Source organism: Paenibacillus lentimorbus NRRL B-30488, assembly GCF_000411595.1.
Taxonomy (GTDB): Bacteria; Bacillota; Bacilli; order Bacillales; family Bacillaceae; genus Bacillus; species Bacillus velezensis.
This window is the reverse complement of sequence record NZ_ANAT01000006.1, coordinates 264,689-291,231: the sequence shown is the minus strand read 5'-3', so window position 1 is coordinate 291,231 and position 26,543 is coordinate 264,689. Positions and strand designations below refer to the sequence as shown.

General features: G+C 45.5%; 14 protein-coding genes and 9 pseudogenes. 21 read left to right on the top strand and 2 right to left on the bottom strand.

Annotated features, from left to right (window positions below; genetic code table 11):
* Positions 1–57 precede the first annotated feature (57 nt).
* The 17 genes and pseudogenes from D368_RS04070 to mutL all read left to right on the top strand — a co-directional run bounded on the left by D368_RS04070 (position 58) and on the right by mutL (position 19,786).
* A complete protein-coding gene (locus tag D368_RS04070) occupies positions 58–315 on the top strand; it encodes a DUF3243 domain-containing protein (protein ID WP_003154150.1) in 258 nt (85 codons plus the stop codon).
* Positions 316–424: 109 nt separating this feature from the next.
* Positions 425–1,232, top strand: a pseudogene (locus D368_RS04065) (DUF3388 domain-containing protein).
* Between the two features lie 18 nt (positions 1,233–1,250).
* Positions 1,251–2,149: pseudogene (locus D368_RS04060) on the top strand (helix-turn-helix domain-containing protein).
* Positions 2,150–2,222: 73 nt separating this feature from the next.
* Complete coding sequence (gene pgsA, locus D368_RS04055) at positions 2,223–2,804, top strand: CDP-diacylglycerol--glycerol-3-phosphate 3-phosphatidyltransferase (RefSeq protein ID WP_003154147.1); 582 nt, start codon at positions 2,223–2,225, stop codon at positions 2,802–2,804.
* A 17-nt stretch (positions 2,805–2,821) separates the two neighbouring features.
* Positions 2,822–4,072 (top strand): competence/damage-inducible protein A, encoded by a 1,251-nt coding sequence (locus D368_RS04050; RefSeq protein ID WP_043867100.1) that lies wholly within the window; start codon positions 2,822–2,824, stop codon positions 4,070–4,072.
* Between the two features lie 170 nt (positions 4,073–4,242).
* Positions 4,243–5,285 (top strand): annotated as a pseudogene (recA, locus tag D368_RS04045) (recombinase RecA).
* 166 nt (positions 5,286–5,451) lie between these two features.
* Positions 5,452–6,630: pseudogene (locus D368_RS04040) on the top strand (serine hydrolase domain-containing protein).
* A 292-nt stretch (positions 6,631–6,922) separates the two neighbouring features.
* Positions 6,923–8,482 (top strand): ribonuclease Y, encoded by a 1,560-nt coding sequence (gene rny, locus D368_RS04035; RefSeq protein WP_003154140.1) that lies wholly within the window; start codon positions 6,923–6,925, stop codon positions 8,480–8,482.
* Positions 8,483–8,541: 59 nt separating this feature from the next.
* Positions 8,542–9,336, top strand: a complete 795-nt coding sequence (locus tag D368_RS04030) for a TIGR00282 family metallophosphoesterase (RefSeq protein ID WP_003154137.1) — start codon at positions 8,542–8,544, stop codon at positions 9,334–9,336.
* Positions 9,337–9,535: 199 nt separating this feature from the next.
* Positions 9,536–9,796 carry a stage V sporulation protein SpoVS gene (gene spoVS, locus D368_RS04025; protein WP_003154135.1) on the top strand — a complete coding sequence of 87 codons (261 nt, stop codon included), beginning with the start codon at positions 9,536–9,538 and terminating at the stop codon, positions 9,794–9,796.
* Between the two features lie 257 nt (positions 9,797–10,053).
* Positions 10,054–11,100: an L-threonine 3-dehydrogenase gene (tdh, locus tag D368_RS04020; protein ID WP_015417499.1), complete on the top strand. Its 1,047-nt coding sequence runs from the start codon at positions 10,054–10,056 to the stop codon at positions 11,098–11,100.
* A 15-nt stretch (positions 11,101–11,115) separates the two neighbouring features.
* Positions 11,116–12,290: pseudogene (locus D368_RS04015) on the top strand (glycine C-acetyltransferase).
* A 141-nt stretch (positions 12,291–12,431) separates the two neighbouring features.
* Positions 12,432–13,959 (top strand): annotated as a pseudogene (gene miaB, locus D368_RS04010) (tRNA (N6-isopentenyl adenosine(37)-C2)-methylthiotransferase MiaB).
* Positions 13,960–13,961: 2 nt separating this feature from the next.
* A complete protein-coding gene (gene ricA / locus D368_RS04005) occupies positions 13,962–14,393 on the top strand; it encodes a regulatory iron-sulfur-containing complex subunit RicA (protein WP_003154113.1) in 432 nt (143 codons plus the stop codon).
* Between the two features lie 253 nt (positions 14,394–14,646).
* On the top strand, positions 14,647–15,192 hold the full coding sequence (gene cotE, locus D368_RS04000; RefSeq protein WP_003154111.1) for an outer spore coat protein CotE: 546 nt from the start codon (positions 14,647–14,649) through the stop codon (positions 15,190–15,192).
* 118 nt (positions 15,193–15,310) lie between these two features.
* Positions 15,311–17,888 (top strand): annotated as a pseudogene (mutS, locus tag D368_RS03995) (DNA mismatch repair protein MutS).
* Positions 17,889–17,908: 20 nt separating this feature from the next.
* Complete coding sequence (mutL, locus tag D368_RS03990) at positions 17,909–19,786, top strand: DNA mismatch repair endonuclease MutL (RefSeq protein WP_038463888.1); 1,878 nt, start codon at positions 17,909–17,911, stop codon at positions 19,784–19,786.
* A gap of 221 nt (positions 19,787–20,007) precedes the next feature.
* Here the strand turns inward: mutL and D368_RS03985 are convergent, their stop codons facing one another.
* Complete coding sequence (locus D368_RS03985) at positions 20,008–20,217, bottom strand: hypothetical protein (RefSeq protein ID WP_071391815.1); 210 nt, start codon at positions 20,215–20,217, stop codon at positions 20,008–20,010.
* An 88-nt stretch (positions 20,218–20,305) separates the two neighbouring features.
* A complete protein-coding gene (locus D368_RS19910) occupies positions 20,306–20,458 on the bottom strand; it encodes a hypothetical protein (protein WP_232484480.1) in 153 nt (50 codons plus the stop codon).
* Positions 20,459–21,286: 828 nt separating this feature from the next.
* On the opposite strand from D368_RS19910, the pseudogene D368_RS03975 reads away from it, so the two are divergent.
* The 4 genes and pseudogenes from D368_RS03975 (at position 21,287) to fabD (D368_RS03960) (ending at position 26,499) form a co-directional block, all read left to right on the top strand.
* Positions 21,287–21,963 (top strand): annotated as a pseudogene (locus D368_RS03975) (MBL fold metallo-hydrolase).
* Between the two features lie 314 nt (positions 21,964–22,277).
* Complete coding sequence (gene fabD, locus D368_RS03970; RefSeq protein ID WP_071391813.1) at positions 22,278–23,147, top strand: ACP S-malonyltransferase; 870 nt, start codon at positions 22,278–22,280, stop codon at positions 23,145–23,147.
* Positions 23,148–23,282: 135 nt separating this feature from the next.
* On the top strand, positions 23,283–24,257 hold the full coding sequence (locus tag D368_RS03965; protein WP_071391812.1) for an acyltransferase domain-containing protein: 975 nt from the start codon (positions 23,283–23,285) through the stop codon (positions 24,255–24,257).
* A gap of 1 nt (position 24,258) precedes the next feature.
* A pseudogene (gene fabD, locus D368_RS03960) lies at positions 24,259–26,499 on the top strand (ACP S-malonyltransferase).
* Positions 26,500–26,543 lie beyond the last annotated feature (44 nt).

The following is a 26,543-nucleotide window of genomic DNA, read 5'->3' as shown; positions in this document are numbered from 1 at the left end:
TTGCATCTGCACGGACAAAATAATTTTGTAACAACAGATGAAATGGAGGAACCCAACATGTCAGTATTAGAAAACTGGGATAATTGGAAGAATTTCCTTGGCGACAGATTGAACTATGCACAGGAAAAAGGGATGAGTGATGAAACAATCACTGACCTCGCTACAGAAATCGGCGGTTACCTTGCGAACGAAGTCGACTCGAAAAACCATCAGGAAAAAGTGCTTGCTGATCTTTGGAGCGTTGCTTCTGAAGATGAACAGCGCGCCATCGCAAATATGATGGTGAAGCTTGTTGAAAATAACAGCACTCATTAAGAGGGGGGATTTCTCCTCTCTTTTTTTATGTTTTCCTCTATAGAGCAACATTCTTCTTTCTAATTAGAGAAAAATGTTTTATGATAAAGGAAGGTAAAAATTTGCCACAATGGAGGGGGTATATCATTTGGCAAAGCTCGAATGGTATTTTGAATATGAAATTCAAGTGAACCGCCCCGGCCTGCTCGGGGATATTTCATCTCTTCTCGGGATGCTGTCAATTAATATTGTCACAATTAACGGTGTCGACCTTTCCAGAAGGGGAATGCTGCTCAGATGCCGGCATATAGATCAAATTAAACGATTGGAATCAATTTTAAAAACAATGGAGACCATTAAAGTAACGAAGCTGAGAGAACCGAGGCTTCGCGACCGTCTCGCAGTCCGCCACGGAAGATACATTCAGCGTGATGCCGATGACAAAAAACCTTCCGTTTTGAAAGGGACGAGCTCGGTCTTCTGGTTGACTTTATGGCCGAGCTGTTTAAAAAGAAGGGCACAAACTGATCGGAATCCGCGGAATGCCGAGGGTCGGAAAAACGGAGTCCATCGTTGCGTCAAGCGTTTGTGCCAGCAAAAGATGGCTTTTCGTATCATCAACGCTGCTAAAACAAACGATCCGGAGCCAGCTGGTTGCCGATGAATACAGCACGGAAAACGTGTTTATCCTCGACGGCATCGTTTCGACAAGACGGGGATCTGAGCGCCATCTTCAGCTCGTCAGTGAAATTATGCGGCTTCCGGCGACAAAGGTCGTGGAGCACCCCGATATTTTTGTTCAAAATTCGGAGTATACGCTCGATGATTTCGATTATATTATCGAACTCAGAAATGATCCTGACGAAGTCATTACATATGAACATGCAGAAGAACCGCAAATGTTTGATCAGACCGGTTTTTCAAGCTTTGATTTTTAATATTGGAAGGTGTTTGTTGTGACAGAATTAGCAATCCGGCTTAAAGAAGCCAGAGAGGAAAAAGGGATGTCATTGGATGAACTCCAGGCGGCGACGAAAATTCAGAAAAGATACTTAACCGCTCTGGAAGAAGGCAATTATGACGTCATTCCCGGCAATTTTTATGTGCGGGCGTTTATCAAGCAATACGCTGAAGCTGTCGGGCTTGATTCAGATCAGTTATTTGAAGAATATAAAAAAGACATCCCTAACACGTACCATGACGATGTGTCGGAAAAAATCTCCGGTCTCGCCATGCAAAGAGAGCTTCCTAAGTCCGCTTCAAAGGCGGCGGAATGGCTTCCGACCGTCCTTGTCGTCATCGGTGTCATTATCGTCATCGCGATCATTTATGCGATTATTCAGTTCGGAATGAGCAAATCCGGGCAGACAGACGGAGATAAGGCCGTGACCCAAAGTGAGAGCAAGTATGAGATTCCTAAGGATTCTGCGCTGAAAAACGACGGCAATACAAACGACGAAGCGCAATCTGACAGCAAAAAAGACAAAAAGGACACAAAAGCGTCAGAGCAGAAAAAGAAAGAAAAAGCAGTGATAAGACGGAGATCAAAGCGGCCGGAACGGAAGGATCGGCTTCTTCATACAACGTCTCCGGGGCAGATAAGTATAAGCTTGAACTGATTGCTTCTGACAGCGCATGGATCCGCGTCCGTGATGACAGCGGCGGTTCTTTAAAAGAAGGAACGCTGCAAAAAGGCGAAACCTTTAAAAAAGACGTCACGGATCAAAAGCAGATTGAAATCCGCACGGGCTATGCCCCTAACCTGAAAATTAAAATCAACGGAGAGGTTCTGTCCTATGAACTCAATCCGCATGATGTGATGGCGCAGACCATCACAATCAAGATGAAAAAATAAAAGGGGAAAAGTCATCTGAACGATTAAGATGACTTTTTCTTCACGTCCGAGTACATATTATTGGAGGGGCTTTATGTTTAACTTACCGAATAAAATCACACTGGCAAGAATCGCTTTAATTCCTGTATTTATGATTATCATGCTTGTTCCTTTTCATTGGGGCAGCGTTCATATAGGGGATGAATCGATTCCGGTCGCGCATCTTACGGGAGCTGTTTTGTTCATTATCGCATCAACGACTGACTGGGTGGATGGCTACTACGCCAGAAAACTGAACCTCGTGACAAACTTCGGGAAATTTTTAGATCCGCTGGCTGACAAACTGCTGGTGTCCGCGGCATTAATTACGCTTGTGCAATTTGACCTTGCGCCGGCGTGGATGGTCATCATCATCATCAGCCGCGAATTTGCCGTAACGGGATTAAGACTTGTGCTGGCGGGAACGGGGGAAGTTGTAGCCGCCAATATGCTCGGGAAAATTAAAACATGGGCCCAGATCATCGCTGTTGCCGCGCTTTTGCTGCATAATCTTCCGTTTGAGCTCGTTTCTTTCCCATTCGGCGATATCGCTTTATGGGTGGCCGTGCTCTTCACAGTCATTTCCGGCTGGGATTATTTTGCGAAGAACTGGGATGCGTTAAAAACATCTAACTAAGGAAGAAGGACTTAAAGATGGAAATAGCAAAAAAAGCAGAAATCATTGCGGTCGGCTCGGAGCTTCTGCTCGGCCAGATCGCCAATACGAACGCGCAGTTTATCAGTAAAGAGCTGGCGGAAATCGGTGTAAACGTGTTTTACCATACCGCTGTCGGTGACAATCCGGAGCGGCTTAAGCAAGTCATCCGCATTGCCGAAGAGCGCTCAGATCTGATTATTTTTTCAGGCGGCCTCGGACCGACCAAGGACGATTTAACGAAAGAAACCATTGCAAACACACTGGGGCGCCCGCTCGTTCTGAATGACGAAGCGTTCCGGTCGATCGAAGAATATTTCGCGAAAACAAAACGGACCATGTCGCCGAATAACCGCAAACAGGCGCTCGTCATTGAGGGCTCGGACGTTTTGGCGAATCATTTCGGCATGGCGCCGGGAATGCTTGCAGAGCACGGCTCAAGGCTTTATATGCTGCTTCCCGGACCGCCGAGCGAGCTGCGTCCGATGTTTGAAAATGAAGCGAAGCCGCTGCTTCTTAAAAAGCTCGGTTCTAATGAGAAAATCGTTTCAACCGTGCTGCGTTTTTTCGGAATCGGTGAATCCCAGCTTGAAGCTGATTTAGAAGATATCATTGACGCGCAGACGAATCCGACGATTGCGCCGCTTGCTGCTGACGGCGAGGTTACGCTGCGTTTAACGGCGAAACATGCTGACGAAAAAGAAACAGAACGGCTTTTAAAAGAAACGGAAGCCGCCATTTTAGAACGTGTCGGTGAATTTTTCTACGGATATGATGATACGTCCCTGGTGAAGGAGCTTTCAAAAGCATGCAGACAAAACAAAATCACGATTTCTTCTGCCGAAAGCTTTACAGGCGGCCTGTTTTCAGAGTGGGTGACTGATTTAAGCGGTGCGTCTCAACTATTTGCAGGGGGCGTTGTCTGCTATTCCGACAGCGTGAAACAGCATGTGCTCGGCGTGAAAGCTGAGACGCTCGCAGAAAGCGGAGCGGTCAGCAAAGAGTGTGCGAAAGAGCTTGCAGCCGGTGTGAGAAAGCTGACCGGAAGCGATATCGGCATCAGCTTTACCGGGGTTGCGGGTCCCGACCCGCAGGAAGGGCATGCGCCGGGCCGCGTCTTTATCGGCATTTCAGCGGAAGGAAAAGAAGAGGTGCACGAATTTCACTTTGCCGGCTCAAGAACCGGAATCAGAAAGCGCGCCGCTAAATACGGCTGCCATCTCATTTTAAAAATGCTGGATCAAAAATAAAGTTTTAAAGAGCCGTTTTCTCTGATTTTTAAGTTTTATAAGGGAAATTATGCTCTTTTGCAGAAAAGCGAACGCGGAAAAAATCCGAATATGCGTTCGCTTTTTTCTTGGCAAATGCCAGTAAACAAGGTATAGTATATGTAGTGGCAAGATAAAGGAGGAAAAAATAAATGAGTGATCGTCAGGCAGCCTTAGATATGGCTCTTAAGCAAATAGAAAAACAATTCGGCAAAGGTTCCATCATGAAGCTCGGAGAAAAAACGGATACAAGAATTTCAACGGTGCCAAGCGGCTCCCTTGCACTTGATACCGCTCTCGGAATAGGCGGATACCCGCGCGGACGGATTATTGAAGTATACGGACCTGAAAGTTCAGGTAAAACGACTGTAGCGCTTCACGCAATCGCTGAGGTTCAGGAAAAAGGCGGACAGGCCGCATTTATTGATGCTGAGCATGCTCTTGATCCTGTTTACGCGCAAAAGCTCGGTGTCAATATCGAAGAGCTTCTGCTTTCTCAGCCGGATACGGGAGAGCAGGCGCTTGAGATTGCTGAAGCGCTGGTGCGAAGCGGAGCTGTTGATATCGTAGTCGTTGACTCTGTTGCGGCGCTTGTTCCAAAAGCTGAAATTGAAGGTGACATGGGTGATTCACACGTCGGTTTACAGGCGCGTCTTATGTCTCAGGCGCTCCGTAAGCTTTCCGGCGCTATCAATAAATCTAAAACAATCGCAATCTTTATTAACCAGATTCGTGAAAAAGTCGGCGTTATGTTCGGAAATCCGGAGACGACACCGGGCGGCCGCGCGCTGAAATTCTATTCTTCCGTGCGCCTTGAAGTGCGCCGTGCCGAGCAATTAAAGCAGGGCAACGACGTCATGGGAAATAAAACGAGAATTAAAGTCGTAAAAACAAAGTCGCTCCTCCGTTCCGTACGGCTGAAGTGGACATTATGTACGGTGAAGGAATCTCCAAAGAAGGGGAAATCATCGACCTTGGAACTGAACTGGATATCGTGCAAAAAAGCGGTTCGTGGTATTCTTATGAAGAAGAACGCCTCGGTCAGGGCCGTGAAAACGCCAAGCAGTTCTTAAAAGAAAATAAAGATATCATGCTGATGATTCAGGAACAAATCCGTGAACATTACGGTTTGGACAATAACGGTGTTACGGAAAAATCGGAAGAAACTCAGGAAGAGCTTGAATTTGAAGAATAAAAGCACGATCAAAAGGGCGGAATAAGCAATTTCCGCTCTTTTTTTGTGTGTTTAAAAAAACACTGGCTGTTTCGGAAAATTTTATCTGAAATGTTACAACTTTTTTCACCCTTCACTCGTCTAACATCATGGCGAAAGTTGAAATTATATCTGAGGAGGAAAAAAGATGACGAGCCCCCGCCGCACAAGAATTAACAAAAAAGAAAGAAGAAGCTGATGAAAACGGGAGGGCTGTTTCTTTTTCTGCTGCTTGTCACTGTTTTTATTATGATCTGGACCGTCACGGCGCATCACCGGGAGAAGGAATCCGTTAAAAACGCTCCCGCCGCTCAATCTGATACTTCAAAAGACCAGACTCAACAGAAAAAGAAAAGACGCAAAAAGAGAAAACACCTAAATCAATCGATCACAATAAACAGATCAGCAATTACTTGCAACAGATCGGGTTCAGCGGCACGGCAATGATCGTAAAAGATGGAAAAGTTGTGCTGAAAAAAGGCTTTGGCTATGCGGACCGAAAACAAAAATTAAAAACAATCCGGAGACATCATATTATATCGGTTCTTCACAAAAAGCGTTAATCGCGACGGCTGTCCTGCAGCTTGAAGAAAAAGGGCTGCTGCAGACGAGTGACCCCGTCAGTACATACTTGCCGAATTTTCCTAACGGCACGCGCATCACATTGAAAAACCTGCTCAATCATACGTCCGGCATAAACGGGCATATTGAGGGACAGGGACCGATTTCTCCAATTGATTTAATCAAGGATATAGAATACCGCGGAATTAAACGGCAGCCCGGGGTTTGGGATTACAGGGATTCCAACTATTCAGTGCTTGCTTATATCGTATCTCAAGTCAGCGGGGAGTCTTATGAACAATATATAAAAGAACACGTGTTCAAACCGGCCGGAATGAAGCATGCCGGATTTTACAAAACATTTGTCAAAGCCAAATATCCTGCCGTCGGCTACAAAGTCGATGAGAGCGGCAGTCTTGTAACGCCGCACCTTCTGGACTTATCGCAGCTGTACGGGGCGGGCGACATGTATATGAGCGCTGAAGATCTCTATAAATTTGATAAAGCGATCGTAAATGGCACGCTCCTTTCAAAAGAAAGCTTCACAAAAATGTTTACAGCAGGAAGCAGTGCCGCTTACGGCATGGGGTTTTACATTGATCCGGGAAGCTATTCCAATCACGGTGTTATGCCCGGTTACAACATTTTGAACAGCTTCAGCCATTCGGCAAGCAAATATGTCATATTACTGTCAAACATTCAGAATAACGCCAAATTAGGACAGGTAAACAATAGAATTTACCAACTGCTTAACCAGGCGGACTGACAGAGCCGTCATTCACGAAAAGCGGATGAAGGTATGGTATGATATATACGTGGGCGAAGATCCGAGCTGAAGGCGAATCGTTAAGCTGGCAAGCTTGACAAGTATTTCCGACACAATTACAATGAAGTTGTAACATTTGTTTTTTTAACATGATTGTTAAACCATTTAAACTTGACAAGGGCATGAGAGACTCATTCCCTGTGAAGGTTCTGTATGTTGAGAAAATCAGACAATGTACATGCCGGCACTTATTTAAGCAAAAACCAAGTTCATAGCAAGAGGAGGTGAAAGTATGACCCCAATGACGGTTCTCATCTCCATTTTGCTGACTCTGCTCGGTTTAGTTGTTGGCTACTATGTTCGTAAAACCATTGCCGAAGCAAAGATTGCGGGCGCACGCGGTGCTGCCGAGCAAATCCTTGAAGATGCAAAGCGTGATGCTGAAGCACTGAAAAAAGAAGCTCTGCTTGAAGCAAAGGACGAAATCCATACACTTCGAATAGATGCTGAACAGGAAGTTCGTGAAAGACGAAATGAGCTTCAAAAACAAGAAAACCGTTTACTTCAAAAAGAAGAAAATCTTGACCGTAAACACGAAGGAATTGATAAACGGGAAGCGATGTTGGAGAAGAAAGATCATTCTCTGAATGAACGACAACAACATATTGAAGAGATGGAAAGCAAAGTGGATGAGATGATTCGTATGCAGCAGTCAGAACTCGAACGCATTTCGAGCCTGACACGGGATGAAGCGAAACAAATCATTCTTGACCGGGTTGAAAATGAGCTTTCACATGACATCGCCATCATGACAAAAGAAACCGAAAACCGTGCGAAAGAAGAGGCAGATAAAAAGGCGAAAAACATTCTGTCGCTTGCTTTGCAGCGCTGTGCAGCAGATCATGTTGCCGAAACGACGGTATCGGTCGTCAATCTTCCGAATGATGAGATGAAAGGACGTATCATCGGCCGTGAAGGGCGTAACATTCGTACGCTTGAAACGCTTACAGGTATTGACCTGATTATTGATGACACACCTGAAGCAGTCATTCTTTCCGGATTTGATCCGATCAGACGGGAGACGGCAAGAATCGCTCTTGATAAACTCGTTCAGGATGGCCGTATTCACCCGGCGCGCATTGAAGAAATGGTTGAAAAATCCCGCCGTGAGGTAGATGACTATATCCGGGAAATGGGTGAGCAGACGACGTTTGAAGTCGGCGTTCACGGACTCCACCCGGATCTGATCAAGATCCTCGGCCGGTTGAAATTCCGTACAAGCTACGGGCAGAACGTACTGAAACATTCAATGGAAGTTGCGTTTTTAGCAGGTTTAATGGCTTCCGAGCTTGGAGAAGATGCAAAGCTTGCCAAGCGGGCCGGTCTTCTGCATGACATCGGAAAAGCAATTGACCATGAAGTGGAAGGAAGCCACGTGGAAATCGGAGTGGAGCTTGCGACCAAATATAAAGAGCATCCAGTCGTCATTAACAGTATTGCGTCACACCACGGAGACGAAGAGCCGACTTCCATTATCGCCGTTCTGGTCGCTGCCGCTGATGCACTGTCAGCCGCAAGACCGGGCGCGAGAAGTGAAACGCTCGAAAACTATATCCGCAGACTTGAAAAGCTTGAAGAAATCTCCGAGTCTTACGAAGGTGTTGAAAAATCATTTGCGATTCAGGCCGGCCGTGAAGTTCGCATCATGGTGAAGCCGGACTCCATTAATGATTTAGAAGCCCATCGTTTGGCACGTGATATCCGTAAACGAATTGAGGACGAGCTTGATTATCCGGGCCACATTAAAGTGACCGTAATCAGAGAAACTCGAGCCGTAGAGTATGCAAAATAAAGTGATGCTTAGCGCATCACTTTATTTTTTGAGTCCCTGAAAAGGAAGGAATGGAATGTATGAGAATTTTATTTATCGGAGATGTTGTCGGTTCCCCTGGCCGCGACATGGTAAAAGAATATGTCCCGAAACTGAAAGCGAAACATAAACCGCATTTTACAATTATTAACGGAGAAAATGCAGCACATGGAAAAGGACTGACAGAAAAGATCTACCACAGCCTGATGGAAGCGGGAGCAGATGCCATTACAATGGGAAACCATACGTGGGATAAAAGAGAGATCTTCGACTTTATTGATGATGTGCCGCATCTTGTCCGGCCGGCGAATTTCCCGGAAGGTACGCCGGGCAAAGGCATTACTTATATTAAATCGAACGGAAAAGAGCTTGCCGTCATTAATTTACAGGGGCGGACGTTTCTTCCGCCGCTTGATGATCCGTTTGCTAAAGCGGATGAATTAATAGAAGAAGCGAAAAAGCGCACGCCGTACATTTTTATTGATTTTCACGCCGAAGCGACAAGCGAAAAAATTGCGATCGGCTGGTACACAGACGGAAGAGCCTCTGCCGTGGTAGGCACCCATACACACGTGCAAACGGCAGATAACCGCATTTTGCCGAAAGGAACGGCATATATTACTGATGTAGGCATGACGGGTCCGTACGACGGAATTCTCGGTATGGACAGAGAAACGGTCATCAAGCGGTTTAAAACCAATCTTCCCGTCCGGTTTACGGTGGCGGAAGGTAAAACTACGCTGAGCGGAGTGCTCATTGACATCGACGATCAAACGAAAAAGGCCGTAAATATCGAACGGATATTAATCAATGATGACCATATGTTCTTTGAATAGGTGATCATGTGTTTATTTTATAAAAATATTAAAAGGAAAAGCAGGAATATAGCAACTTCTTAGTGAATATAGTAGAAATGGAAGGTAGCCCGCTATTTTTGAAAAGCATTGTGGGGATGGCTTTTTGGATAGCAACATCTAATAATGATTGTTCTAATGAACACTCACTTATCCATTGTAAAACTAAGGGGGAGCAGAAATGGAAATCTTAAAAGTTTCAGCAAAATCAAGTCCAAATTCAGTAGCAGGCGCGCTTGCCGGTGTATTGAGGGAACGCGGAGCCGCCGAAATTCAAGCAATTGGGGCGGGCGCCTTAAACCAGGCTGTTAAAGCGGTTGCGATTGCCAGAGGCTTTGTCGCGCCAAGCGGCGTAGATTTGATTTGTATTCCGGCTTTTACAGATATACAGATTGACGGAGAAGAAAGAACGGCGATTAAGTTAATCGTCGAACCCCGTTAAAAACAAAAACATGACATTCTCAACCTGCTTGCGTAAGGCGAGCGGGTTGTTTTTATTGTTGTCATATTTTCTCACAATATTATATTGATAGTACGAAGAGATGATAAATGGCTTTATTCATATAATATTCAAAAAAAATCCCGCCCATTTTTTCGGACGGAAGCAGTTGTTTTCTCGGAGTGGACACTGGTGTTTACCTCCTTTTTATCTCATGTTACAATCCAGTTATTACAGTGTTTTTTCGAGGAGGAGTGTACATGTTGGGAGGAAAGATGAAAGCTATCGTCAAAAATGAAAACGCTTTCGGAGCAACTCTGAAAGAAATTCCCATACCTTCCATTAATGAGAATGAAGTTCTCATTAAAGTACAGGCCGCATCTATATGCGGTACAGATGTGCATATTTATAATTGGGATCAATGGGCGCAGAAACGAATCAAAACACCTCAAGTATTCGGACATGAATTCAGCGGTATCATAGCGGAAACGGGCAAGCACGTCACAAATGTCAAAATAGGTGACTACGTTTCGGCTGAAACCCACTTCGTCTGCGGTACTTGTGTCCCTTGTTTAACAGGAAAACATCATGTGTGCACCCATACAAAGATCCTCGGCGTAGATACAGCGGGTTCCTTCGCTGAATATGTCAAAGTACCGGCTCGAAATGTTTGGAAAAATCCCGCTGATATGGACCCCGCCGTCGCTTCTGTTCAAGAGCCGCTTGGCAACGCGGTGCATACGGTGCTGGAAAGCAGCCAGCTTGCGGGCGGTTCCGCTGCAATTATCGGCTGCGGACCGATCGGGCTGATGGCGGTGGCAGTGGCTAAAGCGGCCGGTGCATCCCGTATTGCGGCGATTGATAAAAATGATTACAGGCTGGCTCTTGCGAAGAAATTGGGAGCTGCGATCACCATTTCAGCTGATAAGGAAGATCCGCTTGAGGTGATCGACACCTTAACAGGCGGAGAAGGGATCGATCTTGTCTGCGAAATGTCAGGCCACCCGGCAGCTATCGCACAAGGATTAAAGATGGCGGCCAACGGGGGAAGGTTCCATATGCTGAGTCTGCCGGAACGTCCGGTGACGGTTGACCTGACAAATGACGTGGTGTTTAAAGGACTTACCGTCCAAGGCATCACAGGCAGAAAAATGTTTGAAACATGGCGGCAGGTATCGCACATGCTTGAATTCGGCCTTGTTGATCTGACGCCGGTGATCACGCATCAGTTTCCGCTTGAAGACTTTGAAAAAGGGTTTGACCTGATGAGAAAGGGCCAGTGCGGCAAAGTCATTTTGATTCCATAAGGGGAGGGTTCTATAATGAAAGAATTTGAATTTCTAAAAGCCGAGCTTGATAAAATGAAAGAAAATAAAACATGGCAGCAAATGAAACAAATTGAAACGAAGCAGGGTCCGTCGGTGGAAGTCAAAGGGGAAAACGTGATACAGCTTTCATCGAACAATTATCTCGGTTTGACGTCGCATCCAAGGCTTGTCGAAGCGGCCAAACGCGCCGCGGAAGAATTCGGAGCGGGTACGGGGTCCGTCCGGACAATCGCCGGAACATTCACCATGCACAATGAGCTGGAGAAAAAATTGGCAAACTTTAAAAAACAGAAGCGGCACTTGTTTTTCAATCGGGGTTCACAACGAATCAGGGCGTTTTATCAAGCATTCTTACAAAAGAAGATATCGTGATCTCTGACGAACTGAACCATGCTTCCATTATTGACGGGATCAGGCTGACGAAAGCAGATAAAAAGGTGTACCGCCATGTTGATATGGACGATTTGGAAAGGGTGCTGAAAAAATCAATGAATTACCGCATGCGCCTGATCGTCACCGACGGCGTATTCTCAATGGACGGCAACATCGCTCCTTTGCCTGACATCGTCAAACTTGCAGAGGCGTATGATGCCTTTGTGATGGTCGACGACGCGCATGCTTCCGGCGTACTCGGAAAAAACGGTAGGGGAACGGTTAATCACTTCGGGCTTGACGGAAGAGTCCACATACAGGTGGGCACATTAAGCAAAGCCATCGGAGTGCTTGGCGGTTACGCCGCAGGGTCGCAGGTTCTGATCGATTACCTGCGCCATAAAGGGCGTCCTTTCTTATTCAGCACTTCTCATCCGCCTGCGGTAACGGCCGCATGCATAGAAGCCATTGACGTCCTGCTGGAAGAGCCTGAGCATATGGAAAAGCTATGGGAGAACACGGCGTATTTCAAAGACAAACTGGTTCAAATGGGGCTGACCCTCACAAAAAGCGAAACACCGATCGTGCCGATATTAATAGGGGAGGAAGAAAAAGCCCAGGCATTATCAGACCTTTTATTGACCCGCGGCGTCTTTGCACAAAGCATCGTGTATCCGACGGTCGCCCAAGGAAAAGCGAGAATCCGCACCATTATTACGGCGGAGCATACAAAAGAGGAGCTTGACCGGGCCCTGGAAGTAATCCGTTCAGCCGCAAAAGAGCTGCAGCTTGTGTAAGGGGGAAATGATTCCCTCTTTTTATTTCTTATTGATTCTTATTCTCAATAAGGTGTACAATAATAGGCTGGCGGTTGTGCCAAACGCTTTTAACCAGTATACTTGAGGGTGGAAGTTTCGGTTGAAAGGAGACATTCGAACATGAATGAAAAGCAAAAGCAGGAAAGCGGACAAGTGAATCCGGCGGACAAAACATTCGAAAAGGATTACAGCAAGTATTTTGAAGCCGTATATATTCCGCCTTCTTTAAAAGATGCGAAAAACGGGGCAAAGAATCCGTTCAATATCATAACGATTTTAAAATCTCAGAAGAATTTAAAGGCCTCGGTGAAGGCAGGAAATTTTATATCCGCACGTACGGATGCCAAATGAACGAGCATGATACGGAAGTCATGGCGGGTATTTTTATGGCGCTCGGTTATGAAGCGACAAATTCGGTTGATGACGCGAACGTTATTTTATTAAACACTTGCGCTATCCGGGAAAATGCTGAAAACAAAGTGTTCGGCGAGCTCGGCCATTTAAAGGCGCTCAAAAAAATAACCCGGACTTGATTCTCGGCGTCTGCGGCTGCATGTCACAGGAAGAATCAGTCGTAAACCGCATCCTTAAGAAGCACCCGTTTGTCGATATGATTTTCGGCACGCACAACATTCACCGTCTGCCGGAACTGTTATCAGAGGCATATTTATCAAAAGAGATGGTCATTGAAGTGTGGTCGAAGGAAGGGGATGTCATTGAAAACCTTCCGAAAGTCCGCAACGGAAAAATTAAAGGCTGGGTCAACATTATGTACGGCTGTGACAAGTTCTGCACATACTGCATCGTACCGTATACCCGCGGAAAAGAACGAAGCCGCCGTCCTGAGGAAATTATCCAGGAAGTCAGAAGACTTGCAAGCGAAGGCTATAAAGAAATCACGCTGCTCGGTCAAAACGTGAATGCGTACGGAAAAGATTTTGAGGATATGACGTACGGTCTCGGTGATTTAATGGACGAACTGCGTAAAATTGATATTCCGAGAATCCGATTCACGACGAGTCATCCGCGTGACTTTGATGATCATCTGATCGAAGTGCTCGCCAAAGGCGGCAACCTTCTTGACCATATCCATCTTCCGGTTCAATCAGGAAGCTCAGCGATGTTAAAAATGATGGCGCGCAAATATGACAGAGAACGCTATCTGGAGCTTGTCGGAAAAATTAAAGCGGCGATGCCAAACGCTTCACTGACGACCGATATTATTGTCGGTTTTCCGAATGAAACCGATGAACAATTTGAAGAAACGCTTTCGTTATATCGCGAAGTGGAATTTGACAGCGCATATACGTTTATTTACTCTCCTCGTGAAGGCACGCCGGCAGCGAAGATGAAAGACAATGTTCCGATGAGGGTCAAGAAAGAACGTCTTCAGCGCCTCAATGATTTGGTGAAAGAAATTTCAGCCAAAAAAATGAAGGAATATGAAGGCAGGACTGTCGAAGTATTAGTTGAGGGAGAAAGCAAAAATAACCCTGACATTCTTGCCGGCTATACGGAAAAAAGCAAGCTCGTCAACTTCAAAGGGCCGAAAGACGCCATCGGCAAGATTGTACGCGTCAAAATCGAACAGGCGAAAACATGGTCGCTTGACGGTGTGATGGCAGGAGAAGCAATCGAGGTGAAATAATAATGACGCTTTACTCAAAGAAAGACATTGTACAGCAGGCTAGGAACCTTGCGAAAATGATTTCTGAAACAGAAGAAGTTGATTTTTTCAAACGCGCCGAGGCGCAGATTAACGAAAATGAAAAAGTCTCTGCGATTATTAATCAGATTAAAACCCTGCAAAAGCAAGCCGTTAACCTGAAGCACTACGAAAAGCTTGAAGCGCTGAAACAAGTGGAAAGTAAAATTGACGCCCTGCAGGAAGAGCTTGAAGGGATTCCGATCATTCAGGAATTCAGAGATTCCCAGATTGAGGTCAATGACCTTCTTCAGCTTGTCGCACATACGATCTCAAATCAGGTGACAAACGAAATTATTACATCTACCGGAGGCAACCTGCTGACGGGAGAAACCGGTTCAAAAGTAAAACATTCGAATAACAGCTGTTCTATTTAAACACGGGGCCTTCATCGGCCCGTGTTTTTTTGCTGTTTGAGAACTAATTGTAATATGTACTAAATTTTCATCTCATCAACGTTTTGTCCTATTTTTACTGGAAAGTTTTATCATACTTAAAAGTAAAGTTTCTGGGCAGGGCTGCATACAATGAAACAGAAACTTTGTATTTTTATATTTTTATTATAAAAATGCACATGAGACAAATGCCCAGCATAAGATAACACGAAGAAGAACAAGGAGGCCTGCCGGAATGTCTGAATACAGGGAAATTATTACGAAAGCGGTAGTTGCGAAAGGAAGAAAATTCACCCAATGCACCAACACGATCTCGCCTGGAGAAAAACCGTCAAGTATATTGGGCGGCTGGATTATCAACCACAAGTACGATGCCGAAAAGATCGGGAAGACTGTAGAAATTGAAGGGTATTATGATATAAACGTCTGGTACTCTTACGCCGATAATACAAAAACGGAAGTTGTAACCGAGAGAGTAAAGTATGTCGATGTGATTAAACTCAGATACAGAGACACAAATTACTTAGATGACGAACACGAAGTCATTGCCAAAGTGCTGCAGCAGCCGAATTGTCTTGAAGTCACCATTTCTCCTAACGGAAATAAAATCGTGGTTCAGGCAGAGAGAGAATTTTTAGCAGAAGTGGTCGGTGAAACGAAAGTCGTCGTCGAAGTCAATCCTGACTGGGAAGAAGACGATGATGATGATTGGGAAGACGATCTTGATGAAGAATTAGAGGACATTAACCCTGAATTTTTAGTCGGAGATCCTGAAGAATAAGTTGAGGCTAGGGGAGTTTAACACCCCAAGTCTCTTTTTTATATATAAAGATATCACTCTTTTGTTTATGTTATAATGGGATTCGGATAAGAGAAGATACATAGTGAGGGATTAAATGATGGCTAGTTACACGCCTATGATACAGCAATACTTGAAGATAAAGGCAGAGCACCAAGATGCCTTTTTATTTTTCGGCTTGGTGACTTTTATGAAATGTTTTTTGAAGATGCAAAAAAGCGTCGCAAGAGCTTGAAATTACACTGACAAGCAGAGACGGAGGTTCGGCTGATAAAATTCCGATGTGCGGCGTGCCGTATCATTCCGCGGCGGCTTATATTGAACAGCTGATTAAAAAGGGCTATAAAGTGGCGATCTGTGAGCAGACGGAAGATCCGAAGGCGGCTAAAGGCGTTGTAAAAAGAGAAGTCGTCCAGCTGATCACCCCGGGAACCGTGATGGATGGAAAAGGCATCCATGAGTCGGAAAACAACTTTATCGCTTCCGTTTCCGAATTTCGTAACGGATACGGTCTCGCTTTATCGGACTTAACGACCGGAGAAAACCTGGCCGTATTTATTGAGCGGATTGAAGATGTCATGTCAGAAATTTACTCAGTCGGCGCAAAGGAAATTGTCGTATCAAGCAAGTTTAACGAACATACAGCTGCTCAGCTGAAAGAACGGTGCAGCGCAACGATTTCGATCGAAGACGGGGAAATAACAGAACGCATTGAAATCGCAAAGCACTTGCCGGGTGAAGAGCTGACAGAGACGTTTATGCGTTTATATACGTATTTGCAGAAAACGCAAAAACGGAGCCTGGATCATCTGCAGCCGGTTCAAGTATATGAATTGGAAGAAGCGATGAAAATTGACCTGTATTCAAAACGGAATCTTGAGCTGACGGAAACGATCCGTTCGAAAAGCAAAAAAGGGTCATTGCTTTGGCTTTTAGACGAGACGAAAACAGCGATGGGCGGCCGGCTTCTCAAACAATGGATTGACCGTCCGCTGATCAGGGCATCCCAAATCGAAGAACGCCAGGAAATGGTCGAGACGCTGATCAATCATCTGTTTGAGCGTGAAGATCTGCGCGAGCGCCTGAAGGAAGTATACGATTTAGAACGTCTGGCGGGCCGGGTCGCATTCGGAAACGTCAACGCAAGAGATTTAATCCAGCTGAAAGAATCTTTAAAACAAGTGCCGAGCATTAAAGAGCTTGTAGGGTCTCTTAACCATAAAAAAGCAAAAGAACGCGCCGGCTTGATTGATCCGTGCGGAGATTTGCTTGACCTGTTAGAAGAAGCTCTCCATGAAAACCCGCCGTTATCGTTAAAAGAAGGCAACTTAATTAAAGACGGCTATCATCAGAAGCTCGATGAGTACCGTGACGCCAGCAAAAACGGTAAAGACTGGATTGCCAGACTGGAGCAGCAGGAACGCGCTTATACGGGCATCCGTTCATTAAAGGTCGGTTTCAATAAAGTGTTCGGCTATTATATTGAAGTCACAAAAGCAAACCTTCATCTGCTTGAAGACGGACGGTATGAGCGGAAGCAGACCCTCACAAACGCCGAACGGTACATTACGCCGGAATTGAAGGAAAAAGAAGCGCTTATTTTAGAAGCGGAAAACAACATCTGCGAGCTGGAATATGAGCTTTTTGCCGGACTGCGTGAAAAGGTGAAACAATTTATTCCGCGCTTGCAGCGTCTTGCCAAACAAATGAGTGAGCTGGACGCACTGCAATGCTTTGCTACGATCAGTGAAAACAGGCATTACACAAAGCCCGTCTTTTCTGATAATGAAGTAAAAGTCATTGAAGGGAGACACCCCGTCGTTGAAAAGGTGATGGATAGTCAAGAATACGTCCCGAACAACTGCCTGATGGGCGATTCGCGGGAAATGCTCCTGATTACGGGTCCGAATATGTCAGGTAAAAGCACGTACATGAGACAGATCGCACTTCTATCGATCATGGCTCAGATCGGCTGTTTTGTGCCCGCAAAAGAAGCGGTTCTGCCGATTTTTGATCAAATCTTCACGAGAATCGGGGCGGCGGATGATTTGATTTCCGGACAAAGCACCTTTATGGTGGAAATGCTGGAAGCGAAAAACGCGATTGTGAACGCCACAAAAGACAGCCTGATCCTGTTTGATGAAATCGGCCGCGGGACATCAACGTACGACGGAATGGCGCTGGCACAGGCGATTATTGAATATGTTCACGATCATATCGGCGCTAAAACACTGTTCAGCACGCATTATCATGAGCTGACGGTGCTTGAAGATAAGCTTCCTCAGCTGAAAAACGTTCATGTGCGCGCAGAGGAATATAACGGAACGGTCGTGTTTCTCCATCAAATCAAAGAAGGAGCCGCAGATAAAAGTTACGGCATTCATGTCGCCCAGCTTGCCGAGCTCCCGGATGATCTGATCAGCCGCGCGCAGGAGATTTTAAAACAGCTTGAGCAGATGGGAGATAAACCGGAGCTTCCGGCGGCACCTGAGAAAAAGCCCGCCGTCAAAGAAGAACCGGCACAGCTGTCCTTTTTTGCTGACGGTGAAAAAGAACAGAAGGCACCGGCTGTTTCTAATAAAGAAAAACAAGTGCTTGAAGCTTTTAAGTCAATCAATATTCTCGATATGACGCCGCTTGAGGCGATGAATGAAATGTACAAGCTGCAAAAAAATTAAAATAGAAAGAGGTGACGGACTTGGCAAAAGTCATCCAGCTGTCAGATGAACTCTCAAATAAAATTGCGGCCGGTGAGGTGGTCGAACGGCCTGCCTCAGTCGTTAAAGAATTGGTGGAAAACGCCATCGACGCAAACAGCACAGTCATTGAAATCGACATAGAGGAAGCGGGGCTTTCGTCGATTCGGGTGCTCGATAACGGCGAAGGTATGGAAACCGATGATTGCAAGCGGGCTTTCCGCCGCCACGCGACCAGCAAAATCAAAGATGAAAACGACCTGTTCCGGGTGAGAACACTCGGTTTCCGCGGAGAAGCTTTGCCAAGTATCGCGTCTGTTTCTCATCTGGAAATCAAAACGAGCATCGGCGAGGGAGCGGGAACCCATCTCATTCTTCAGGGCGGGAATATCATTTCTGAACAGAAATCCTCCAGCAGAAAAGGAACAGAGATTATCGTTACCAACCTGTTTTTCAATACACCCGCCAGATTGAAATATATGAAAACCGTGCATACGGAGCTCGGCAATATTACGGATGTCGTCAACCGGATTGCTCTTGCGCATCCGGAAGTATCCATCCGTCTCCGCCATCAAGGGAAAAATCTGCTGCAGACAAACGGTAACGGGGACGTGCGCCATGTGCTGGCCGCAATTTACGGGACGGCGGTTGCGAAAAAAATGATACCGCTCCATGTCAGCTCGCTTGATTTTGAAGTCAAGGGCTACATTGCGCTTCCGGAAATCACGCGTGCATCCAGAAACTACATGTCATCTGTCATTAACGGAAGATACATTAAGAATTTCCCGCTTGTAAAAGCGGTGCATGAGGGCTATCACACACTTCTCCCGATCGGCCGCCATCCGATTACGTTTATCGAAATTACGATGGACCCGATTTTGGTCGATGTCAATGTCCATCCGTCGAAGCTTGAAGTCCGCCTCAGCAAAGAGACGGAGCTGCATGAGCTGATCCGTGACGGGATAAAGGAAGTGTTTCAAAAGCAACGGCTTATTCCGAGCGCCCAGCTACCGAAAAAATCAGCGCCGGCACCGGCCAAAAACGAACAGCAATTTATGACATTCGAGGAAAGCGCGCCTGAGCGGAAACTTCCTGAAAAAACGCCTGAGCCGTCTTACTCACCGATGAAGCTGAGTTCGGTCGTAAAAGAGCCTGAGCCGGTCATAGAAGAAGAGTCCCTGACCGATGAAGCAGGTCACGGAGTGCCGCCGAAGATCGGCATGCCGGTAACGGAAGCGCCTGTTTCCGATATTCCGGAGCCTGAAGTGGAGGCTGACTCTGAAGAAATACGGGAAGAAAGAGTTCCGGTGATGTATCCGATCGGCCAAATGCACGGGACATATATTTTAGCCCAAAACGAAAACGGCTTGTATATCATTGACCAGCATGCGGCGCAAGAACGGATTAAATACGAATATTTCCGGGAGAAAGTCGGGCAGGTCGAGCCTGAAGTACAGGATATGATCGTGCCGCTCACCTTTCATTATGCGGCAAATGAAGCGCTGATCATTGACCAGCATCAGCATGAGCTTGAAAGCGTCGGAGTATTTTTAGAAGCATTCGGCACGAACAGCTACATCGTCCGCTGCCATCCGGCCTGGTTTCCAAAAGGGGAAGAAGCTGAACTGATTGAAGAAATCATTCAGCAGGTGCTTGACGCCAAACAGATCGATATTAAAAAACTGCGGGAGGAAGCGGCCATTATGATGAGCTGCAAAGGCTCAATCAAAGCGAACCGCCATTTGCGCAACGACGAAATCAAAGCGCTCTTGGACGACCTGCGCCGAACGACAGACCCGTTCACATGCCCGCACGGCCGGCCGATCATTATCCATCACAGTACGTATGAGATGGAGAAAATGTTTAAGCGTGTGATGTAATAACAACGTTTATGGGTAGTAATTGGGGTTGGCGATGTAGTATCCTGTGTTTGGTGTAACCGTCTATATCGTCAATTGACTGCATTAATAGTGAAATAATGGAGAAAACGATTCCTGAAAAATCTCATGCTATTTGTGAAGAATTTAAATAAAATTGGAATTTGGCGGGTTATACTATCCGCAAGTTAGTCAAGGGGGACTAGTAATTAGCCCCCTTATATTTAGTTCTTCCTGCATTTTTTTCTATTTTTGATTAAACTGAAAACCACTAAGAGAACTACACCGACAGCAACAATATAAAATGAAATTTCCGCTGCGGCGGTGTTAATATTCTTAAGGACAAGGATAAGCCCTATTAAAATTATAGGAATGATGTAAGTTAGAATTCTTATAGCTTTTGGGCTCGGTTCAGCATTACTTTTATCTTCCATAGTTACCTCCGATCTTAAACACTTTAGAAAATAATCACTTTAAAGCTTAACACAGGATAAATTTGTTAAACACCAACAATAGCCCCGTTTAAAGGAAAAGCATAAGAGTTTTAGTAATCCACAAAGTTGCTGCCGGGTTGCCAGTTACTTTTAGAGCACCCGCATAGCACGCATCTTCAACTGCACCAGTAAAATTGCCAATGATATTAAGAATTATTTCAAAACCGCCGATTCCACCCATAGCAGCTTTAACTTTAGTAGGTATTGCGACCCAAGCTGCTCTCAGTGCTTTTATAGCTCAGGACAAATCACCTTGAACAGTAAACTCCGACCCATATCACATAGTCTATTTGTCTAAATCTTAATATTTACTTTTTACACTTAATGATTTTATGTTAGTTTTGTTTTTGCACAGTAAAAAGATAACTTTATTTAGCCCTAACAAAAACATCTGAGCTCCTTGTCAATAATCACATATAAATCGTCTTCAACTGACGTCTTTTTTCATGCACGACGCTTTTGTGAATTGTTGCAGCTAGACTGGTTTTTGAACGGTTTTCTCGCAAAAGAAAAGAGTGTAAATTACGCCGTACTTTTCTCAGTTCAATTATGTTAATGTCAACATAACGTTGAATTCGGTGTAAGAACTAAGGTATTCTGATATATTTCGAGAGCCCGTGTGGTTTAGTTTATCTTGAAGAAAAGGATTGAAATAATAATCTTAATTGCGGGTCATTTCTAAAAACTGATTATCTCCTCCGGCTGCTTCGCAATTGCTTTTCAAAACAAAAGCTCAATTTGTTTTATTTTTATCCGAAAATTATACCATCCTTCATTTTCTGAATAAAATTACCTAAAGAATTCATCTAAATGAACATCCTGATTTCCTGATATATCAGCATAGCAATTTGTAAAAAAGGCCCAGACTGGTGCTTTTGGCGGGAGCAGAAAGTTTTTTAAACTTTACCGGAAAATCCATGGAAAAACGTGGTGCCATCTGGTAAAGTGGTTACAGTCGGCTGGGCGGCGGCAGCAGTCTGCCCGGATCTTTTAAATGGGAATGGTGACAATGGATCATACATATGAAGTGTATCAAATCAAAACTTATCACCAGATGTGGTCCAACTATTGTTATATTATCGCAGACCGCTCAAAAAAATCTGCGATAGCGGTGGACCCGTCCTGGGAAATCGATAAAATAACCGATAAACTGCATGAATTGGATGTTGATTTATCAGCTATTTTATTAACACATTCGCATTATGACCATGTAAACTTGGCGGAGCCGCTTCAGCAAATCTATCATTCTGATATATACATGTCGTCGGCGGAAATCGATTTCTATCAATTCCGGTGCAGAAACTTAATAGCGCTTGAAGACGGACAAACCTTTGCAGCCGGAGGGTTTATCATCAGAAGTATATTGACCCCGGGACATACGGCCGGGGGAATGTGCTATTTGCTATCTGATCACCTTTTTACCGGTGACACCGTGTTTACAGAGGGGTGCGGTATATGTGAGGACAGGGGCAGCTCAGCTGAAGATATGTTTCACAGTATACAGAGGATCAAAGCCTCTATTCCGCCGCATGTGCGTGTGTATCCGGGGCACTCCTTCGGGGAGAAGCCGGGTCAAAAAATGGAGAGTCTTTTGAAGAACAATATTTACTTTCAGATTGAAAAAAAGAACATTTCGTGAATTTCCGCAACAGAAAAAATCAAAAAGGGCTGTTTCATTTTAAGTAGCGTATAATTTGGTTCTATCTAACTAGCTTTTCTTTTGAGGCAAAGAAGTTCTGAAATGGAATGGTAGTTATTACTAGATTTCTGGTGGTGAATGGCTGAGTAACGGGAGTTTGCGGAAGAGAACGCCGGGCAGGCCGGATGGGACATTCTGCTTACGTCTGTTCCAAAAGCCCTGAGTCCGCCTTCTGGCAGGGAAAAATAGGCATTATTCAGGAGTTTGCATAGGATAAATTAACTTGACATGGTATTTTTGTGAAGTTACTATCAACTTGAACATGCTTCTTAACTGAATCCGAGAAAGGATGGCTGAGAAAATGATCACATACTTATTCCCCGGACAAGGTTCTCAAAAGCAGGGAATGGGGAGCTCATTGTTTGATGAATTTAAAGACTTAACGGAGCAGGCTGATGAAACACTCGGATATTCCATGAAACGGCTTTGTCTTGAGAATCCGTATTCCAACCTTCACAAGACGCAGTTCACCCAGCCTGCTTTATATGTTGTAAACGCGTTAAGCTATTTGAAAAAAACCCAAGACAATGACATAAAGCCGGATTATGTGGCCGGCCACAGTTTGGGAGAATATAATGCGCTGTTTGCAGCAGGTGCTTTTGATTTTATTACCGGCCTTCGGCTTGTCCGTAAAAGAGGCGAATTAATGAGTATGGCCACTGACGGAAAAATGGCCGCCATTATGGGGTTAACCGCAGCTCAAGTGTCAGACGCCCTTCAAACGAACGGTTTACATACGATTGATATTGCCAATATGAATTCTCCTCACCAAGTTGTCATATCCGGACGCAAAGAAGACATTGAAAGAGCCAAAAGCGTATTCGAAGGATTAAAAGACGTTACGATGTTTCATCCGTTAAACGTCAGCGGCGCTTTTCACTCGAGATATATGAGCGAAGCAAAACAAGAGTTCGAAAAATTTTTACAGTCATTTCATTTTTCTGCTATATCAATTCCTGTCATTTCTAATGTGCATGCCAGACCTTATGAGCAAGACGGAATCCACTCCGTTCTGGCCGATCAGATCGACCACTCAGTGCGATGGAACGACAGCATCCGCTATCTGCTGGACAAAGGGCGGATGGAATTTGAAGAAGTCGGCCCGGGCCATGTGCTGACAGGACTTATTCACCGCATCAAAAAAGAAACTGAAGCTTCACCCGCCATGTAGCGGAACGCAAGTCAAATTTCTTATCTCACACAATAGTGCCAGCCATACAACATCACGACCACTTCACCTGCACACGACATCACGAAAAACTTACAAATCAATATTTTAAAAAATAAAGAGCAAAAAGGAGAACAAATGAACCAGCCAATTGTTTTCATGTTTTCTGGACAGGGTTCCCAATACTATCAAATGGGGAAAGAGCTGTTTGCACATAACGCCGCTTTTCGGCAGAAAATGCTTGACTTGGACGATTTTGCAGTCAGCCGTTTCGGTTACTCTGTCCTGAAAGAGGTTTATCATACAGGCAATCGTCTGTCTGATCCATTTGACCGCCTTCTTTTCAGTCATCCTGCCATTTTTATGGCTGAGTACGCACTTGCATATGCTTTGGAGCAAAGAGGCATACGTCCCGATTATGTGATCGGAGCAAGCCTCGGAGAGTATGCAGCGGCCGCTGTGTCGGGTGTGCTGAGCGCCGAGGATGCTTTGGATTGCGTGCTGGAACAGGCCCGAATCATTACGGAAACTTGCCGTAACGGCAGCATGCTTGCGATACTGGGTGATCCGGCTTTATATGAAGATGATCCGCTGCTCGGCGAACATAGTGAATTGGCATCTGTAAACTATCATTCTCACTTTGTCATCTCGGGAGAGCGGGAACATATCAAAAAGATCATGGACGATCTGAGAGAAAAGCAGATTCCCCATCAGCTATTGCCGGTATCTTACGGGTTTCACTCAGCGCTGGTTGATCAGGCGGAACAGCCGTACAAGCGCTTTTTAGCTCAGAAATCAATCCGGACTCCGTTTATACCGTACATCTCCAGCGCGACCGGAGAGGCTGAGACCGATATACAAGCGGACTTTTTCTGGGATATTGTAAGAAAGCCGATTCGATTCCGCGAAGCGCTTCAATTCGCAGACAGCCGCCAAAAAGGATTGTATATCGATGCCGGGCCTTCCGGAACATTGGCCGCATTTGCCAAACAGATTCTTCCCGCTGGATCGGCTGAACGCATCCGTGCCATTATGACGCCGTTTCATAAAGAACAAACCCATTTGCAGCAAATAGAAGACAGCATTTTATCACCGCCCGGAAGGAGACTGTAAGATGATCAGCTTTGTTTTTCCAGGCCAAGGCTCGCAAAAAATAGGGATGGGAGAGGACCTGTTCGGCCGCTATCCTGAATTAACCGCAAAGGCCGATCATATTCTCGGATATTCTATTCAGGAGCTGTGCCGGGACGGAGAACGTCTCAATCAGACTCAATTCACTCAGCCGGCGCTCTATGTCGTCAATGCCCTCAGTTATTTAAAAAAACAGAAGAAACCGGCTTGAAACCGGATTTTACCGCCGGACACAGTTTAGGCGAATATAACGCGTTATACGCCTCGGGCGCCTTTGATTTTGAAGAAGGCTTACAGCTGGTCAGAAAAAGGGGCGAACTGATGAGCCGCGCCAAAGGAGGCGGCATGGCAGCGGTGATCGGCCTGACTCATGAGCAGGTGACGGACGTTTTAAAAGAGTATCACTTGCATATGATTGATATCGCCAACATGAACACACCGCAGCAAATTGTCATTTCCGGATATAAAGAAGATATTGAAAAAGCCGCATCCGTTTTTGAAGCCGTAAACGGCGTAAAAATGGTTCACCGCTTAAATGTCAGCGGTGCCTTTCATTCCAGATATATGATGGAAGCGAAGGAGGAATTTTCACGGTTTATTGAAACTTTCCATTTTAAGCCGCTGTCCATCCCGGTCATTTCAAATGTGACGGCAAGACCATATGAGCAGACCGAGCTGAAAGAGACACTCACCGGACAAATAACGGGATCGGTGAACTGGACAGACAGCATCCGTTTCTTAATGGGAAGAAAGAACATGAGTTTTGAGGAAATCGGTCCCGGAAAAGTGCTGACAGGGCTGATTCAAAGAATTACGGCTGAAGCGGAGCCGATAACAGATGAAATCAAAGTCCCGGCTGAGGCTGGAAAAAAGCTCAATTACGGCGGAGTCTTTAGGAAATGAAGAGTTTAAGCGCGATTATCAATTGAAATACGCCTACTTGGCCGGCGGCATGTACCGCGGAATTTCTTCGAAGGAAATGGTCGTCAAACTGGCCGAAAAAGGAATGATGGGCTTTTTCGGAACGGGCGGTTTGAACATCGCGCACGTTGAGGACGCCATTTTGTCAATTCAGCATGAGCTTCGTGACGGCGGTTCCTTCGGTATTAATGTTGTACATAACATGAAGCATACAGATTCAGAAGAAAAAATGATTGATCTTTTACTGAAGCATGGGGTTCAGAACTTGGAAGCATCAGCATTTTTAACGGTTACTCCCGCTTTAGTAAGGTTTCGCGCTAAGGGATTAAAACGCGGTGCCGGCGGACAAATAATAGCGCGTCAGCGGATTATCGCCAAGCTGTCCCGTCCGGAAGTAGCGGAAGCATTTCTCAGCCCGGCGCCTGATCACATTCTGCAGAAACTTGCAGCCGAAAACAAAATTACCGCTGAAGAAGCAAGTCTGATGAGGGAAATACCCGTTGCGCATGACATCTGCGTAGAGGCTGATTCAGGCGGCCACACTGACGGCGGAGTTGCTTACAGTCTCATGCCGGCGATCATCCGTTTACGAGATGACATGATGAAAAAATACCGATACGGCAAAACCGTCCGCATCGGAGCCGCAGGGGGAATCGGGACGCCTGAGGCTGCCATGGCCGCATTTATGCTCGGCGCTGATTTTATTGTGACCGGATCCATTAACCAATGCACCGTTGAAGCAGCGACGAGCGGCCTTGTAAAGGATCTCCTGCAGCAGATGAATGTACAGGACACGGCCTACGCGCCGGCCGGCGATATGTTTGAATCAGGCAGCAAGGTGCAGGTATTAAAGAAAGGGCTGTTCTTTCCGACCCGGGCCTCTAAGCTGCATGAACTGTATCAGCGTCACCGCTCAATTGAAGAAATTGATGAAAAGACACTCAGACAAATAGAAGAGAAGTATTTTAAGGCAAGTGTAAGCAGTATTTATGACAAAGTGAAGGCTCATTATTCGAATGAAGACATTTCAAAAGCCGAACGGAATCCGAAACAGAAAATGGCGCTCATATTCAAATGGTATTTCAGGCAAAGCTCTGCTTCGGCGATTAAAGGAGACCCGGATGCCAAGGTAGACTTCCAGATTCATTGCGGCCCGGCATTAGGCGCCTTTAATCAATGGGTGAAAGGTACGGAGCTGGAGTCCTGGAAAAACCGCCATGCCGATGATATCGGCCTTCGTCTTATGGAAGAGACGGCCTCGCTTTTGAATCAGAAGTTAGGTTCATTTCTGCAAACGTGTTGACAAGACGAAATGATAGATTGAAAACATGGAATATTCATAAAAGA

Excerpts from the sequence above, each read along its gene's own strand:
- D368_RS04070 (WP_003154150.1), top strand. The coding sequence starts at position 58 with ATGTCAGTATTAGAAAACTGGGATAATTGGAAGAATTTCCTTGGCGAC.
- pgsA (WP_003154147.1), top strand. The coding sequence starts at position 2,223 with ATGTTTAACTTACCGAATAAAATCACACTGGCAAGAATCGCTTTAATT.
- D368_RS04050 (WP_043867100.1), top strand. The coding sequence starts at position 2,822 with ATGGAAATAGCAAAAAAAGCAGAAATCATTGCGGTCGGCTCGGAGCTT.
- rny (WP_003154140.1), top strand. The coding sequence starts at position 6,923 with ATGACCCCAATGACGGTTCTCATCTCCATTTTGCTGACTCTGCTCGGT.
- D368_RS04030 (WP_003154137.1), top strand. The coding sequence starts at position 8,542 with ATGAGAATTTTATTTATCGGAGATGTTGTCGGTTCCCCTGGCCGCGAC.
- spoVS (WP_003154135.1), top strand. The coding sequence starts at position 9,536 with ATGGAAATCTTAAAAGTTTCAGCAAAATCAAGTCCAAATTCAGTAGCA.
- tdh (WP_015417499.1), top strand. The coding sequence starts at position 10,054 with ATGTTGGGAGGAAAGATGAAAGCTATCGTCAAAAATGAAAACGCTTTC.
- ricA (WP_003154113.1), top strand. The coding sequence starts at position 13,962 with ATGACGCTTTACTCAAAGAAAGACATTGTACAGCAGGCTAGGAACCTT.
- cotE (WP_003154111.1), top strand. The coding sequence starts at position 14,647 with ATGTCTGAATACAGGGAAATTATTACGAAAGCGGTAGTTGCGAAAGGA.
- D368_RS03985 (WP_071391815.1), bottom strand. The coding sequence starts at position 20,217 with ATGGAAGATAAAAGTAATGCTGAACCGAGCCCAAAAGCTATAAGAATT.
- D368_RS19910 (WP_232484480.1), bottom strand. The coding sequence starts at position 20,458 with ATGGGTGGAATCGGCGGTTTTGAAATAATTCTTAATATCATTGGCAAT.
- fabD (WP_071391813.1), top strand. The coding sequence starts at position 22,278 with ATGATCACATACTTATTCCCCGGACAAGGTTCTCAAAAGCAGGGAATG.
- D368_RS03965 (WP_071391812.1), top strand. The coding sequence starts at position 23,283 with ATGAACCAGCCAATTGTTTTCATGTTTTCTGGACAGGGTTCCCAATAC.